The 12,285-nt window shown below is 73.3% G+C and carries 13 protein-coding genes; 7 read left to right on the top strand and 6 right to left on the bottom strand.

Features of this window, described 5'->3' with window-relative positions; all coding sequences use genetic code 11:
• Nucleotides 1-6 precede the first annotated feature (6 nt).
• Genes KBX00_RS06945 through KBX00_RS06935 form a run of 3 tightly spaced genes read right to left on the bottom strand, consistent with a single transcriptional unit; the run spans nt 7 to nt 2,274 of the window.
• Entirely contained in the window at nt 7-765 is a 759-nt protein-coding gene (locus KBX00_RS06945) for an SDR family NAD(P)-dependent oxidoreductase (RefSeq protein ID WP_210824411.1), read from the bottom strand.
• The gene (locus KBX00_RS06940) at nt 758-2,026 is read right to left on the bottom strand and encodes an AMP-binding protein (protein WP_210824409.1); all 1,269 of its coding nucleotides are present in this window, start codon (nt 2,024-2,026) and stop codon (nt 758-760) included. Before KBX00_RS06940 ends, KBX00_RS06945 begins: the two co-directional genes overlap by 8 nt.
• Entirely contained in the window at nt 2,023-2,274 is a 252-nt protein-coding gene (locus KBX00_RS06935) for an acyl carrier protein (protein WP_093403117.1), read from the bottom strand. Before KBX00_RS06935 ends, KBX00_RS06940 begins: the two co-directional genes overlap by 4 nt.
• A 27-nt stretch (nt 2,275-2,301) precedes the next feature.
• Here KBX00_RS06935 and KBX00_RS06930 point away from each other — a divergent pair, with 27 nt between their 5' ends.
• The gene (locus KBX00_RS06930; protein ID WP_307868200.1) at nt 2,302-2,862 is read left to right on the top strand and encodes a GNAT family N-acetyltransferase; all 561 of its coding nucleotides are present in this window, start codon (nt 2,302-2,304) and stop codon (nt 2,860-2,862) included.
• Nucleotides 2,863-2,930: 68 nt separating this feature from the next.
• Here the strand turns inward: KBX00_RS06930 and KBX00_RS06925 are convergent, their stop codons facing one another.
• Nucleotides 2,931-4,691 carry a glycosyltransferase family 39 protein gene (locus KBX00_RS06925; RefSeq protein WP_210824407.1) on the bottom strand — a complete coding sequence of 587 codons (1,761 nt, stop codon included), beginning with the start codon at nt 4,689-4,691 and terminating at the stop codon, nt 2,931-2,933.
• A 252-nt stretch (nt 4,692-4,943) separates the two neighbouring features.
• Between KBX00_RS06925 and pseB the strand changes: the two genes are divergently transcribed.
• Genes pseB through KBX00_RS06900 form a run of 5 tightly spaced genes read left to right on the top strand, consistent with a single transcriptional unit; the run spans nt 4,944 to nt 10,489 of the window.
• Nucleotides 4,944-5,930 carry a UDP-N-acetylglucosamine 4,6-dehydratase (inverting) gene (gene pseB / locus KBX00_RS06920; RefSeq protein WP_210824405.1) on the top strand — a complete coding sequence of 329 codons (987 nt, stop codon included), beginning with the start codon at nt 4,944-4,946 and terminating at the stop codon, nt 5,928-5,930.
• A complete protein-coding gene (locus tag KBX00_RS06915) occupies nt 5,927-7,084 on the top strand; it encodes a DegT/DnrJ/EryC1/StrS aminotransferase family protein (protein ID WP_210824401.1) in 1,158 nt (385 codons plus the stop codon). Before pseB ends, KBX00_RS06915 begins: the two co-directional genes overlap by 4 nt.
• 11 nt (nt 7,085-7,095) lie before the next feature.
• Nucleotides 7,096-7,932: a hypothetical protein gene (locus KBX00_RS06910; protein ID WP_210824399.1), complete on the top strand. Its 837-nt coding sequence runs from the start codon at nt 7,096-7,098 to the stop codon at nt 7,930-7,932.
• Complete coding sequence (locus KBX00_RS06905) at nt 7,929-9,758, top strand: class I SAM-dependent methyltransferase (protein WP_210824397.1); 1,830 nt, start codon at nt 7,929-7,931, stop codon at nt 9,756-9,758. The genes KBX00_RS06910 and KBX00_RS06905 overlap by 4 nt, the downstream gene beginning before the upstream one ends.
• The gene (locus KBX00_RS06900) at nt 9,755-10,489 is read left to right on the top strand and encodes a cytidylyltransferase domain-containing protein (protein ID WP_210824395.1); all 735 of its coding nucleotides are present in this window, start codon (nt 9,755-9,757) and stop codon (nt 10,487-10,489) included. The genes KBX00_RS06905 and KBX00_RS06900 overlap by 4 nt, the downstream gene beginning before the upstream one ends.
• Before the next feature lie 5 nt (nt 10,490-10,494).
• Here the strand turns inward: KBX00_RS06900 and KBX00_RS29630 are convergent, their stop codons facing one another.
• On the bottom strand, nt 10,495-10,719 hold the full coding sequence (locus KBX00_RS29630; protein WP_307868197.1) for a hypothetical protein: 225 nt from the start codon (nt 10,717-10,719) through the stop codon (nt 10,495-10,497).
• Between KBX00_RS29630 and KBX00_RS06895 the strand changes: the two genes are divergently transcribed.
• Nucleotides 10,660-11,541, top strand: a complete 882-nt coding sequence (locus KBX00_RS06895) for a spore coat protein (protein ID WP_307868249.1) — start codon at nt 10,660-10,662, stop codon at nt 11,539-11,541. The genes KBX00_RS29630 and KBX00_RS06895 overlap by 60 nt on opposite strands.
• On the opposite strand, the gene KBX00_RS06890 is transcribed toward KBX00_RS06895, so the two are convergent.
• Nucleotides 11,506-12,273 (bottom strand): GntR family transcriptional regulator, encoded by a 768-nt coding sequence (locus tag KBX00_RS06890; RefSeq protein WP_210824393.1) that lies wholly within the window; start codon nt 12,271-12,273, stop codon nt 11,506-11,508. The two genes, KBX00_RS06895 and KBX00_RS06890, sit on opposite strands and share 36 nt — an antisense overlap.
• Nucleotides 12,274-12,285 lie beyond the last annotated feature (12 nt).

The raw sequence follows: 12,285 nt of genomic DNA, 5'->3' as shown, positions 1-12,285 counted from the left end.
GGCGGGTCAGATCGAGGCGGCACCGTCCACCACGATGACCTGGCCGTTGATGTTGGTCTGGTCGCGCAGCAGCAGCCGCACCACCGGCACCACCTCCTCCGGCTCGGTCAACTGACCGGTCGGCGTACGGCGCACGATCTGGTCAAGCTGGGTCTGGCCGAGCACCGCCGACATCTCCGAGGCGAAGAAGCCCGGGGCCACCGCGTTGACCAGCACCCGCCCGCCCAGCTCCCGGGCCAGCGAGCGGGTCGCCGCGTCCATCCCACCCTTGGTGGCGGAGTACGCCACCAGACCAGGAAAACCGCGCTGCGCGCAGATCGAGGTGATGTTGACGATCCGCCCACGCCGGCCCTGCGCCAGCATCCGCCGCACGGCCAGCCGGGTGAGCTGCAACGGCGCGGTCAGGTTGGTCTCGATGATCCGGGCGATGTCGGCGGTGGCGGTGTGCACGTGCAGCGAATCCTGCCCGACGGCGGCGTTGTTCACCAGGCCGTCGATCGGGCCGAGCCGCTCCTCGGCCGCCCGGACGAACGCCTGCGCGGCGGCGAGGTCGGTCACGTCGACCGAGCCGACGTGGGTCCGCTCCGGGTGGGCGTCGGCGAGCTTGGCCAGCTCGGGCGTGACGGTACGGGCGAAGGCGGCCACCTTCAGGCCCGAGTCGAGCAGGTCGGTGACGATGGCGAGGCCGAGGCCGCGAGATCCGCCGGAGACGAGCACCACGGAGCTGGGCGGTACGGGTCGGGCGGGGGTGGTGGGGTCAGACATCGCTCTTCAGGGTCTCCTTGACGGGAATCTCGGTCAGCACACGAATCCGCCTCGGGACCGCGTACTCGGGCAGTTGGTCGGCGCACCAGCGCACCAGCGTCGCCTCGTCCGGCGTCGCCTCGTCCGGCGAGCTGGCGGTTCCGGTCGGCACCACCTCGGCGACGACCATGTGGCCGAGCAGCGGGGCACGCCGACCGGTGACCCGGGCCCAGGCCACCCGCGGATGCGCGGTCAGCACGTCACGGACCACCCCGGCGGAGACCTTGCTGCCACCGACGTTGATCTCGTCCGCGTCGAGCCGACCGGTGATCAGCACCCGGTCACCGCTCACCTGTGCCCGGTCGCCGGTGCGGACAGGACCGTCCAGCCCGGCACCGTGGTACGGCGAGGTGATCACCAGCTCCCCGTCACGCACCCCGATCGTCGGGCGGCCCGGAGCCGCCCGGTCCAGCCAGTCCACCGGGAACCCGGCTCTCCCGTCGTGCACCACGATGGCCGCGCCGACCTCGGAGGAGGCGTAGATCCAGGAGATCCGGGCGGCCGGGAACACCTCCCGCAGCCGGTCCAGGATGGTCTGGTCGACCGGTTCGCCACCGAGGGTCAGCTGCCGCAGCGGCACCCGGGCCAGCCCGGCCGGATCGCGGTGCAGGGCCCGCCGCCAGAAGGTGGGGGTGCCGGAGGCGGCGTCCACCCCGTGCTCGGCCGCCAGCGCCGGCCAGTCGTCGAGCTGATCCGGTTCCACCACCACCAGGTGCTGCCCCGGCTGGGTCAGCGACAGCGTGACCACCTGCCACCAGGCGTAGGTGCCGGGAGCGTACGGGCAGAGCCAGGTCCGCGCCGGCTGCTGCCCCCGCACGGTGGTGAGCGATTCGAGGGTGTGCCCCACCCGCTTGGGACGACCGGTGGAGCCGGAGGTCAGCAGCCACAGCCGGCCGGACTCGGCGGCCCGCGCTGCGGGTGCCGTCGGGTCACCGGCCGTCGGGGCGCCCAGCTCGGTCACCGCGAACCCGGCGGCGCGCAGTTCCGTGCGCATCGCCGCGTCGACCCGGCTGGCGGTGCTGAGCAGCAGCTCGGTGCCGTGCACCGCGTGGTGCCGGGCGGCGGCGAGCGCGTACCGGGCCGAGTGGGCCAGCGCGGCGACGGGCTCCGGGAGAGTCAGCTCCGGCAGGTCGCGCCAGGTCAGCGTGGCACCGTCGACGACGATCCGGTTGTCCGCCCCCGCCGGGTGGACGGGAGTCTGCGCAGCGGTCTCGACGCTCACTGCCGCTGCAACTCGACGAGGAAGTCCAGCACGTCGCCGACGGTGGCGATCCGGCGCAGCCCGGGCGCGTCGAAGTTCAGCTCCTCCCCCGTGGCGTCCTCGACGCGCAGCGCCAACTCGGAGAAGTCCAGCGACCGGAAGCCGACCTCGCGCAGATCGGCGGCGTCGTCGGCGGGCAACGCCTTGCCCTGGTTCTTGAGAACCTCGCCCATGAGGTCGCGAATCTGCGCCCGACTCAATTCCTTCATGCGGCGGAGTGTACAGCCAGGTGAATCGTGATTAGGGTGCCCGGTGACCAGGTAAACGGAGCGGAAAGCGAGCGGTACGTGTTGCGTGACGCCACCGAGGACGACGTTAACCTGATGTTGTCCTGGCGTAATCAGGAGATCAACCGGCAGGTCAGCAAGACCAGTCACGTCATCACCGCGCAGGAGCACCGACGGTGGTGGTCGGCGGTCCGCCAGGACCCCACCCGTCGGGTGCTGACCTACCTGCGCGACGGGGTGCCCAGCGGCGCGGTCAGCTACTTCGACCTGCGGATGTCCGGCCCGCGTACCGGCGGGTGGGGTTTCTACCTGGACGCCGAGGGGCTGGCCGAACGGGGCGACACACTGCCCGCCTGGCTGGAGGTGATGCGGGAGGCGGTGGACCACGCCTTCGACGTGCTGGACCTGGACCGGCTCGACGGTGAGGTGCTCGCCCACAACACGGTGGTGCGCCAGATGAACCGTCGGTTCCGTTTTGTCGAGGGGCCTGGTCGCCAGGAGACGCACGACGGCCGGGAAATCACCGTCATCCCCATTTCCCTGGAGCGCGCCAACCGCCGCGTTCGGTGATTATTGGCATTCCGTCCACGCATTGTTCACGTGGCTGACGAGTTACGTTGGCCATTACTGCGGGAACGTCACCGGCGCCGCCATGCGGCCCACTGCCGCTGCGGGTCGCCGCCCAGCCGGACGAAGCCGTACCGCGCGCCGTCCCAGTCGCCGGGCTCGCCGGGCGCCCAGCGGGCGAAGACCACCGCCGCGTCGGCCGGCGGCCGGTCGCGGAACCACGGCACCTCGGTCCAGGTGACCTGGTGGCTCAGGTTGAACCGGAGCTGATAGCGCACGCCGGTGGAGGCGGCGACCCGCTCCGGCGGCCGGACCCCCAGTTCGGTCACGCTGGGCACGGGCGTACCGGCCACCGCCAGCGGGCGGATCAACCGCTGCGTGATCACCTGCATGGTCGCCACGTTGACCACGACCAGCGCCGCGAGCACCACCGCCAGCAGGCCGGTACGTACGGCCGGGCGGCGGGTCGCCAGCACGAGCACCAGCAGCAGGCAACCGGCGACCCCGATCGCGGAGCCGACCAGGGGCCGCATCTGTCGCCACCCGTCGGTCAGGGCCATCAGGTCCGGCGCGCTGAACCCACCCCAGCGCAGCCGCGCGCCCTGGGCCTCGGCGTGGTCCAGGCGAAGCCGGATCAGCGCCCCGCCCACCGCGAGCAGCAGCACGGTGACCGCGATCCGGCGCAGCAGCGGCCGGTACGCCGTGCCGAACAGCAGCCCGACGCCGACCAGCATCCAGAACGGGGCGAACACCTGCACGTAGCGGGCGTAGATGGCGTCCGGCACCCGGTCCGGCACACCGGCCAGGACGACCTCCGCGCCGACGGCGACGCCGACGGTGGTCAGCAGCGCCGCCCCGAACGTCCACCTGGCGGCCGCACCGCCCCGGCGGAACACCCTGGTCACCGCCTCGGCGCCGGCCAGCCCGGCCAGCCCGAAGGTGACCACCGTCAGGTACCACAGCTGCGTACCGACCGACGCCAGCACCTGCGACAGTCCGCGTACCGAGGTGAGCGCCCGCACGGCGTTGCCACTGGCCGGGTCGCCGAGCAGGTGCACCGTGTCGCCGAGCAGCCGTGCCCCCGCCTCGTTGCCCAGCGCCGCGACCGCCACCGGCAGCACCGCCGCCAGCAGCGCCGCCGGGCCGAGCCGACGGCGGACGACAAGGGCCAGGGCCAGCAGCGCGAAGCCGGCGACGATCACCACGCCGCGCGAGTGCACCAGGTGAGCCGCGCCCGCCAGGGCACCGCACACCGCCGCGGCGACCGGCCCGGGTCGGTCGACCAGCCGGTGCACGGCGAGCAGCCAGGCCAGCAGCAGCGGCCCGAGCACCGCGTCGGTCATCGCCACCGTGGCGTGGAAGGCCACCGCCGGCAGGGTCGCCGCGACGACCGCCGCCGCCAGGGCCGGACCGGGTCGCAGCCCCAGCAGCCGGCAACCGAGCAGGTACGCCAGCGGCAGGACCGTCGCGTTCAGCGCCGCGTTGATCACCCGGACCAGCAGGTAGGTGTCGAGGAAGTCCCGGTCGAGGAGAAAGGCCGGCGCGATCAGCAGCGGGTAGCCGATCCGGCGCAGCGTCTCGTTCTCGCTGCTGAATCCGCCGGGACCACCGGCCAGGGCGCGTGCGGTGTTGAGGTAACTGTCCTCGTCGGTGTGCGCGAACGGCATGCTGGCGTGGCGGGCCAACCAGACCCGCCAGGCGGTCGCCAGCAGCCAACCGCCGACCAGCAGCAGGGGCAGCAACCAACGTCGGCCTCGCCTCGACGCGGCCCGGCCCGGGTCCGCCGAACCTCCGGTGTCCCCGGCCCGGATCGCCTCGACCTCGATGGTCATCGTTCCTCCCACGACACGGCAGGGTCGGACGCGCCCCCGGTCCCGATCGGGTGGAGACCCTAGCGCCCAGGTGGACGCAGGTCGGCGCGCACGCCGAGACGACGGCAGGTGTTCGCCAACCGGGTGCCCGCCATTCACCGCCGTACGGCACGTGGTTAACCGCAGGGCTCGGGCCCGTTAACCCGCCGCGTCTAGCGTTCCCACCCGGCCGGCCGAGGCCGACCGCGAATCCGACACACACGGGAGCACCAGTTGAGCGAGCTGAACGGATCGTCCATCCTCATCACCGGAGGAACGGGTTCCTTCGGCAGGACCTTCCTGCGGCATCTCCTCGCCGATACCGATCCGGCCCGGGTGGTGGTCTTCTCCCGTGACGAACTCAAGCAGTACGAGCTGCGCCAGCAGCTCGGCGACGACCCCCGGCTGCGCTGGTTCATCGGCGACATCCGCGACCGGCACCGGCTGACCCGGGCCATGCACGGCGTGGATCACGTCGTGCACGCCGCCGCCCTCAAGCAGGTCGACACCGCGGAGTACAACCCGTCGGAGTTCATCGCCACGAACATCACCGGTTCGCAGCACGTCGTCGACGCGGCGATCGAGGCCGGCGTGCAGAAGGTGGTGGCCCTGTCCACCGACAAGGCGTCCAGCCCGATCAACCTGTACGGCGCGACCAAGCTGGTCGGCGACAAGCTGTTCATCTCCGCCAACCACTACGCGGCGCAGCACCCGACCCGCTTCGCCGTGGTGCGCTACGGCAACGTGGTCGGCAGCCGGGGCTCGGTGGTTCCGCTGTTCCGGCGGCTCGCCGCCGAGGGCAAGAGCCTGCCGATCACGGACAAGCGGATGACCCGCTTCTGGATCACCCTGGACCAGGCCGTGCAGTTCGTCATCGACTCGTTCGACCAGATGCAGGGCGGCGAGCTGTTCGTGCCGCGCATTCCCAGCATGCGCATCCTCGACCTGGTCGAGGCGGTCGCCCCGGACGCCACCACCCACGAGATCGGCATCCGGCCCGGCGAGAAGCTGCACGAGGAGATGATCGCCCCGGACGACAGCCGCCGGACGCTGATCGCCAAGGACCGGTTCATCGTGCAGCCGACCATCGCCACCTGGGGTTACCAGCCGCCGGTCGGCTGCGAGCCGGTGCCGGACGGCTTCGCGTACCAGTCGGACACCAACGACGAGTGGCTCACGGTGCCCCAGCTGCGTGAGATGCTCGGCATCACCACCGCGTGATGGCGATGCTCCCCTACGGACGACAGTCGGTCACCGATGAGGATGTCGCGGCGGTCGTGGAGACCCTGCACAGCGACTGGTTGACCACTGGTCCGCAGGTCGCGGCGTTCGAGGCGGACCTCGCCGGGTGGACCGGCGGGGTCGGCGTCGCCGCCGTGTCCAACGGCACCGCGGCACTGCACGTGGCGTACGCGGCGGCTGGCGTGGGGCCCGGCGACGAGGTGGTCGTACCGCCGATGACGTTCGTGTCGACCGCGAGCACCGCGGTCGCCCTCGGCGCCAAGGTCGTCTTCGCCGACGTCGAGGACGAGACCTTCTGCCTCGACCCGGCGGCGGCCGCCGCCGCGGTCACGCCACGCACCAGGGTCGTCTCGGCGGTCGACTACGCCGGCCACCCCGCCGACTACGACGCGCTGCGCAAGTCGGTCGAGGGCAGCGACGCGCTGCTGCTGTCCGACGCGGCGCACTCGATCGGCGGCCGGTACCACGGTCGGCCGGTCGGCTCACTCGCCGACCTGACCACCTTCTCGTTCTTTCCGACGAAGAATCTGACCACCGCCGAGGGCGGCGGGGTCGCCGCGCTCGACCCGGAGATTCTCAAGCGGGCCCGCCGGTTCCGCAGCATCGGAACGGTCCGCGAGCACGACGAGTTGCACCTTCCCGACGAGGGCGGGTGGTGGTACGAGGTGCACGAGTTCGGGTTGAACTACCGCCTGCCCGACGTGCTCTGTGCGCTGGGCCGCAGCCAGCTGCGCCGGCTCGGCGACTTCGTCGCCCGGCGGGCCGCCCTGGTGGCCCGCTACAACGAGGCGCTGGCCGACCTGGACGGGGTGCGGCTGCCGGTCCAGAAGTCGTGGGCCGACCCGGCCTGGCACCTGTACCCGATCCGGGTGCTCGACGGCCGCCGCCGCGAGATCTACGACCGGATGCGCGCCGCCGGCATCGGCGTCCAGGTCAACTACATCCCCGCGCACTGGCATCCGGCCTTCGCCGAACTCGGCTACCGGCGTGGCAGTTGCCCCGTGTCGGAGGCGTTCTACGCCCAGCAGTTGTCGCTGCCGCTCTACCCTGGACTGCGCGACGCCGACCAGGACCGCGTCATCGACGCGTTGGCCGCGGCCCTGCGCGGCACCTCGCTCCGGCCCGCCGCCTGAAGGAACGCTCGATGCACCATGCGAACCACTTCTATGGTCACGCCCACGTGCTGGCCCGCTATGCCGGGCTGGGTGACGGCCACCCACCCCGGATCAACGGGTACGTCCAGCACGGCTGGAACATCGGCGACGGCCTCGCCCCCGGACACCCGTACGCCGAGCGCACACCGAGTCTGCTGTGGTCGGAGCAGACCCGGCGGCGGGCCTGGTCGGTCGGGCGGCGCAACGTCACGGTGATCGGGGCGCCGTTCGCCTATCTGCTGGCCATGCGGCCGGCGGAGGAATCCCAGCCGCCCCGGGAGGGGACCATCTGGTACCCGTTCCACGGCTGGGAGGGCCAGCACGTCAAGGGTGACCACAAGGAACTGATCGCCCGCATCCGGGACACCGAACCCGGCCCGGTCACCGTCTGCCTGTACTGGCACGAACACCGGATGCGGCGGGTACGCCGGCTCTACGAGAACGCCGGCTTCCGGGTCATCTGCCACGGCTACCGGGGGCACTGGTGGAAAGACACCGACCCGCTGTTCCTGGACCGTCAGCTCGACGAGCTGCGCCGGCACCGTCGGGTCGCCTCCAACCGGCTGACCAGCGCCATCTTCTACGGCATCGCGGCCGGCTGCGAGCCGGCGGTGTACGGCGACCCGATGGTGCTGGCCGACGAGGACCCGACCTTCGGCGGCACCGCCCGCATCCGCCGGCAGTGGCCGCAACTGCACGGCGAACAGGTGCACCTGCCGACCGCTGTCGAGCTCGCCCACGCCGAGTTGGGCACCGACCACCGCTACCCACCCGCCGCGTTGCGGGAACTGCTGGGGTGGGCGTACCTGCAGGAGGAGACGACGTGACAACCGAGACGGCGTCAGCGGTGACGCTGCCCGGCGGCGAGATGCTCGCCTGGTCCGACCGGACGGACTCAGCCGCCGACGGCCCGCTCGCCGGGTTGGTCGCCCGCCTGGTGCCGGCCGGCGCCCGGGTGCTGCTGGCCGGGCCGCACGGTCCGGCGCTGCTCGACGCGCTGGCCCACACCCGGCTCACCTGCCTGTTGCGCGGCTACCCGGACGCGGCGGTGGTCGCCGGACAGGTGGACCGGGTGCTGGTGAGCGGCCCACAGGGCCTGCCCGCCGGCGAGGAGTACGACGTGGTGATCGCCGGTGCCGGGCTGGACGCGATCGAGTCGGTCGAGGGTGAGCGCCTCGGCTGGGACGAGCTGCTGGCCCGCCTGGTGGCGGCCGTCCGCCCCGGCGGTGACCTGCTGCTTCGGCTGGACAATCCGCTCGGCGTGCACCGGCTGGTCGCCGCCGAAAGCTGGTACGCCGGCCGGGGCGATGCCGAGTGGACCGTCGGTGGGGTGCTCGACGCTACCCGCCCCGCCAACCTGGCGCAGCTGCGCGAGCGGCTGACCGCCGCCGGGATGCGCACCGGCACCTGCTACGCCGGGTATCCGCATCCCGACCTGACCAGCGCGCTGCTGGCCGTCGACGAGCTGACCCGGCACACCAGGAGCGGGCTGTTCGACGCGGTGCTGCACGCCGCCTGCACCACCGGGTACACCGGCCGCTTCGTCCTCGCCGACCCGGCCCGGCTGGCCGTGGACGCCCTGCACGCCGGTCGCGCCGCCGACCTGGCCCCGTCCTGGCTGGTGCTCGCCCACCGGCCGGCCACCGAGCCGGCCGGCATCGACGAGGAGCCGGTCGACACCGGCGACCCGGCGCACCGTCTGCCGCGCGTCGACCGGCCGGAGCACCCGGGGGTCGGTGGGCCCGCCCGGCTGCCGGTGGCGTTCGTCGCCGACTGGACGGCAGACGGCACCGTGGTCGAGGTGCGGGACGGGCCAGCGGGCTGGCACTGGCACCGCACCGGCGTCGCGGTGCCCCCGGCCACGGCCGGCGCACCGTACGCCGGTCGCGGGACGGCGCACCACGACCCGGCCGCTCCCGACGGCCCGGTGCCCGACGGGCGTCTGCTGCGCAGCCTCCTGCTCGACGGGTGCCTGCGCCGCGACACGGCGCTGCTGCGCCGACTGCTACGCGGATACGCCGACTGGCTCGACGGCCAGGCCGAGCAGGGACGGCTCGCCGGGGCGGTGGCATTGGCCGGGGCGGACAACCTGGTCGTCGACGGTGACCGCTGGGCGGTGCTCGACCGGGGCCGGCGGGCCGGCCCCCCGTTGCCGGTCGACGTGGTGCTGGCCCGGACGCTGTGGCGCTTCGCCGCCGACCTGCTCACCGGCGGGTACGCCCACCCGTGGACCGCCACGCTGGACGTGGTGGGGTTGACCGTGCTGCTCGGTGGGGTCGCCGGACGTGACTTCGACCGAGCCGTCGTCGAGGCCGCGACGGAGACGGTCGCGACGGCTGCGGAGGCCGCGGTGAGCCTGACCGACCCGCCGCCCGGCCCCCGCAGCTACCAGCAACTGCGCGAGGCGTGGCTGCGCCAGCGGGAGGAGAACACCCGGCTTGCGGCGCTGCTCAAGTGGACCGAGGATCTGCTCACCTCGCGCGAACGTGCGTTGCGCCGGGCCGAAGCGAAGATCAACCTGCTGAGTGGTTCGCTCAGCTACAAGGTCGGGCGGCTGGCCTTGACCCCGGCCCGGATGGCCAAGCGCGGCGCCCGCGCCGCCAAACGCCGGGCCCGCACCACCATCGCCGTGAAGCAGGAAGGACCGGAATGACGGACCGTATCGTCGGCATCGTGCAGGCGCGGATGGGCTCGTCCCGGCTGCCCGGCAAGGTGCTGCGCCCACTGGCCGGACGCAGCGTGCTCGGCCGGGTGGTCCGGGCCGCCCAGGACAGCGGTGTGCTCGCCGACCTGGTGGTGGCGACCAGCAGCGACGGCAGTGACGACGCGATCGTCGCCGAGTGTGACCGGCTCGGCGTCGCCTGGCACCGCGGGCCGGTCGATGACGTACTGACCCGCTTCGTCGGTGCCCTGGACGCCCATCCCGGCGACGCGGTCATGCGGTTCACCGCCGACTGTCCGCTGCTGGATCCGGAGATCGTCAGTCTGGTCGCCTCGGTGTACCGGGCCGTGCCGGGACTGGACTACGCCAGCACGTCGATCGCCCGTACCCTCCCCCGCGGTCTGGACGTGGAGATCATCCGGGCCGACGCGCTGCGTACCGTCGACCGGCTCGCCACCGACCACCACCGGGTGCACGTGACCTCGTACGCGTACGCACATCCGGAGGTGTTCCGGGTGCTCGGCGTGACCCTCACCCCGGACCGTTCGCAGCTGCGCCTCACCCTCGACACCGACCGCGACTGGGAACTGGTCCACGCGGTGGCCGACCACTTCGGTGACGTCAGCGTGCCGCTGGCCAAACTCGTCGACTGGCTGGACGGGCAGCCGGCGCTGCGCGCGCTCAACGCCGATGTCCGGCAGAAGCGGTTGGAGGAGCGCTGAGCACGTTACGCGTCGGGCTGCGCTGCGACGCCGGGCCGCTGCGTGGGGTCGGGCACCTGGTCCGCTGTCTCGCCCTCGGTGAGGAGTTCCAGGCCCGGGGCGCCACCGTCGAGGTCTTCGGCACCGTCGACGGCGTCGGCTGGGCGGCCGACCAGCTCACCGCCCGGGGCATCACGCTGCACCCCGGCCCGGACACCCCGGACGGTCTGGTCGCCGCCGCCCGCCGGCACGACCTCGACGTACTGGTCCTCGACTCGTACGAGCTGGATCCCACGGCTGCGGGGGCGCTGCGGGCCGCCGGGGTGCTGACCCTGGCCATCGTCGACGGGGAGACCCGGGGACAGGACGCCGACCTCTACCTCGACCAGAACTTCGCCACCGACTTGGCCGTGCCGGCGGGCCGGCTGCTCGCCGGCAGCGGGTACGCCCTGCTGCGCGCGGGTGTCCTGGCCGCCCGGCCGGCGGCCCCGCGCCCGGCGGTGACGGTCGATCCCCCCTCGGTGCTGGCCTTCTTCGGCGGCACCGACGCGGCCGGCGCGGCACCGGTGCTGACCGAGGTGCTGCTGTCGACCGGCCGGCCGATGGAACTCACCGTCGTCGTCGGCCGGCCCGAACTGGCCGCGCGGATGGCCCGGCTGACGCCGGGGCCCGGCCAGTCGCTGCTGCCGGTGCCACCCACCGGTACGCTGCCCGCCCTGATCGCCGCGGCGGACCTGGTGGTCAGCGCGGCCGGCACCTCCACCTGGGAGTTGTGCTGCCTCGGGGCCCCCTCGGCGCTGGTCTGCGTGGTGGACAACCAGCGCGAGTCGTACCACCGGGTGGTGGCCGCCGGGCTGGCCGCCGGGCTCGGTGAGCTGCCCGCGCTGGCCGGTGACCCGGCGGCCGTCCGCGCCGCCGCGGGCACCCTGGCGGGGCTGCTCGACGACGGGGCGCGCCGGGCGGAGCTGTCCGCCCGCGCCTGGGCCGCGGTGGACGGGCGCGGGCGGGAACGGGTGGTGGACGCGGTGCTGGACGCGCTACGGCACGTCGCGGCTGGCTCCCCAGTGCAGTGACAGGCCGCGCGCAGCGCGGTCGGTGTTGATCTGCATCATGCTGCCGAGGATCGTCGCCCGGTCGACGACGATCGCGGTGCCGTCAAGCGTGTGGGTGGTCCGGTCGCTGATCAGCACGGCAGCACCGGGCGCGTCGTCGAGGTGTGTCGCCAGCGCCGCGTCGAGGGTGCCGGGCCGGATCGTCTCGGTCGCCCGGGCGACCGAGACGCCACCGGCGGCGAGCGCCTCGTACAGCGACGTCGCGGTGAAGTCCACCTCGCGCAGACCGTCGGCGTGCGAGGCGCGTACCCACGAGACCTGGTGCACGGCGCGGCGGCCGGCGAACGCCCGCACCCGCTCCAGCCGCAGCCCGGTGTCGGCGACGCCGGCCCGCAGCGTCCCGGCGATCCGCGCCGGCAGCCGGCGCACCGCCCGGCCGACGACGGTGGTCCGCACCTCGTGGCCCTGATCCCGCAGGTCGTCGGCGAAGCTGCGCAGCGAACCCAGCCGGTACGCCAGGTGTGGCGGGGTGACGAAGGTGCCCCGGCCAGGTTGCTGCTCGATCAGCCCCTCGTCGCTGAGCTGCCGCAACGCCTGCCGCAGCGTCATCAGCGTGACGCCGTAGGCGGCGCTGAGGTCGCGTTGGGAGGGTAGCGCCTCGCCGGGCCGGTAGTCCCCGGCTCGGATCCTGGCGGCAAGGTCGGCGGCGATGGTGCGGTACCGCGCCGCGGGGGCGTCCTGCCCGGTAGCCATGCCGCCGCCCGC

It is taken from the genome of Micromonospora sp. C95 (assembly GCF_018070465.1).
In the GTDB taxonomy this organism is placed as follows: domain Bacteria; phylum Actinomycetota; class Actinomycetes; order Mycobacteriales; family Micromonosporaceae; genus Micromonospora.
Note: the sequence above shows the minus strand (reverse complement) of the source record. Positions and strands in the feature narration are given on the sequence as shown.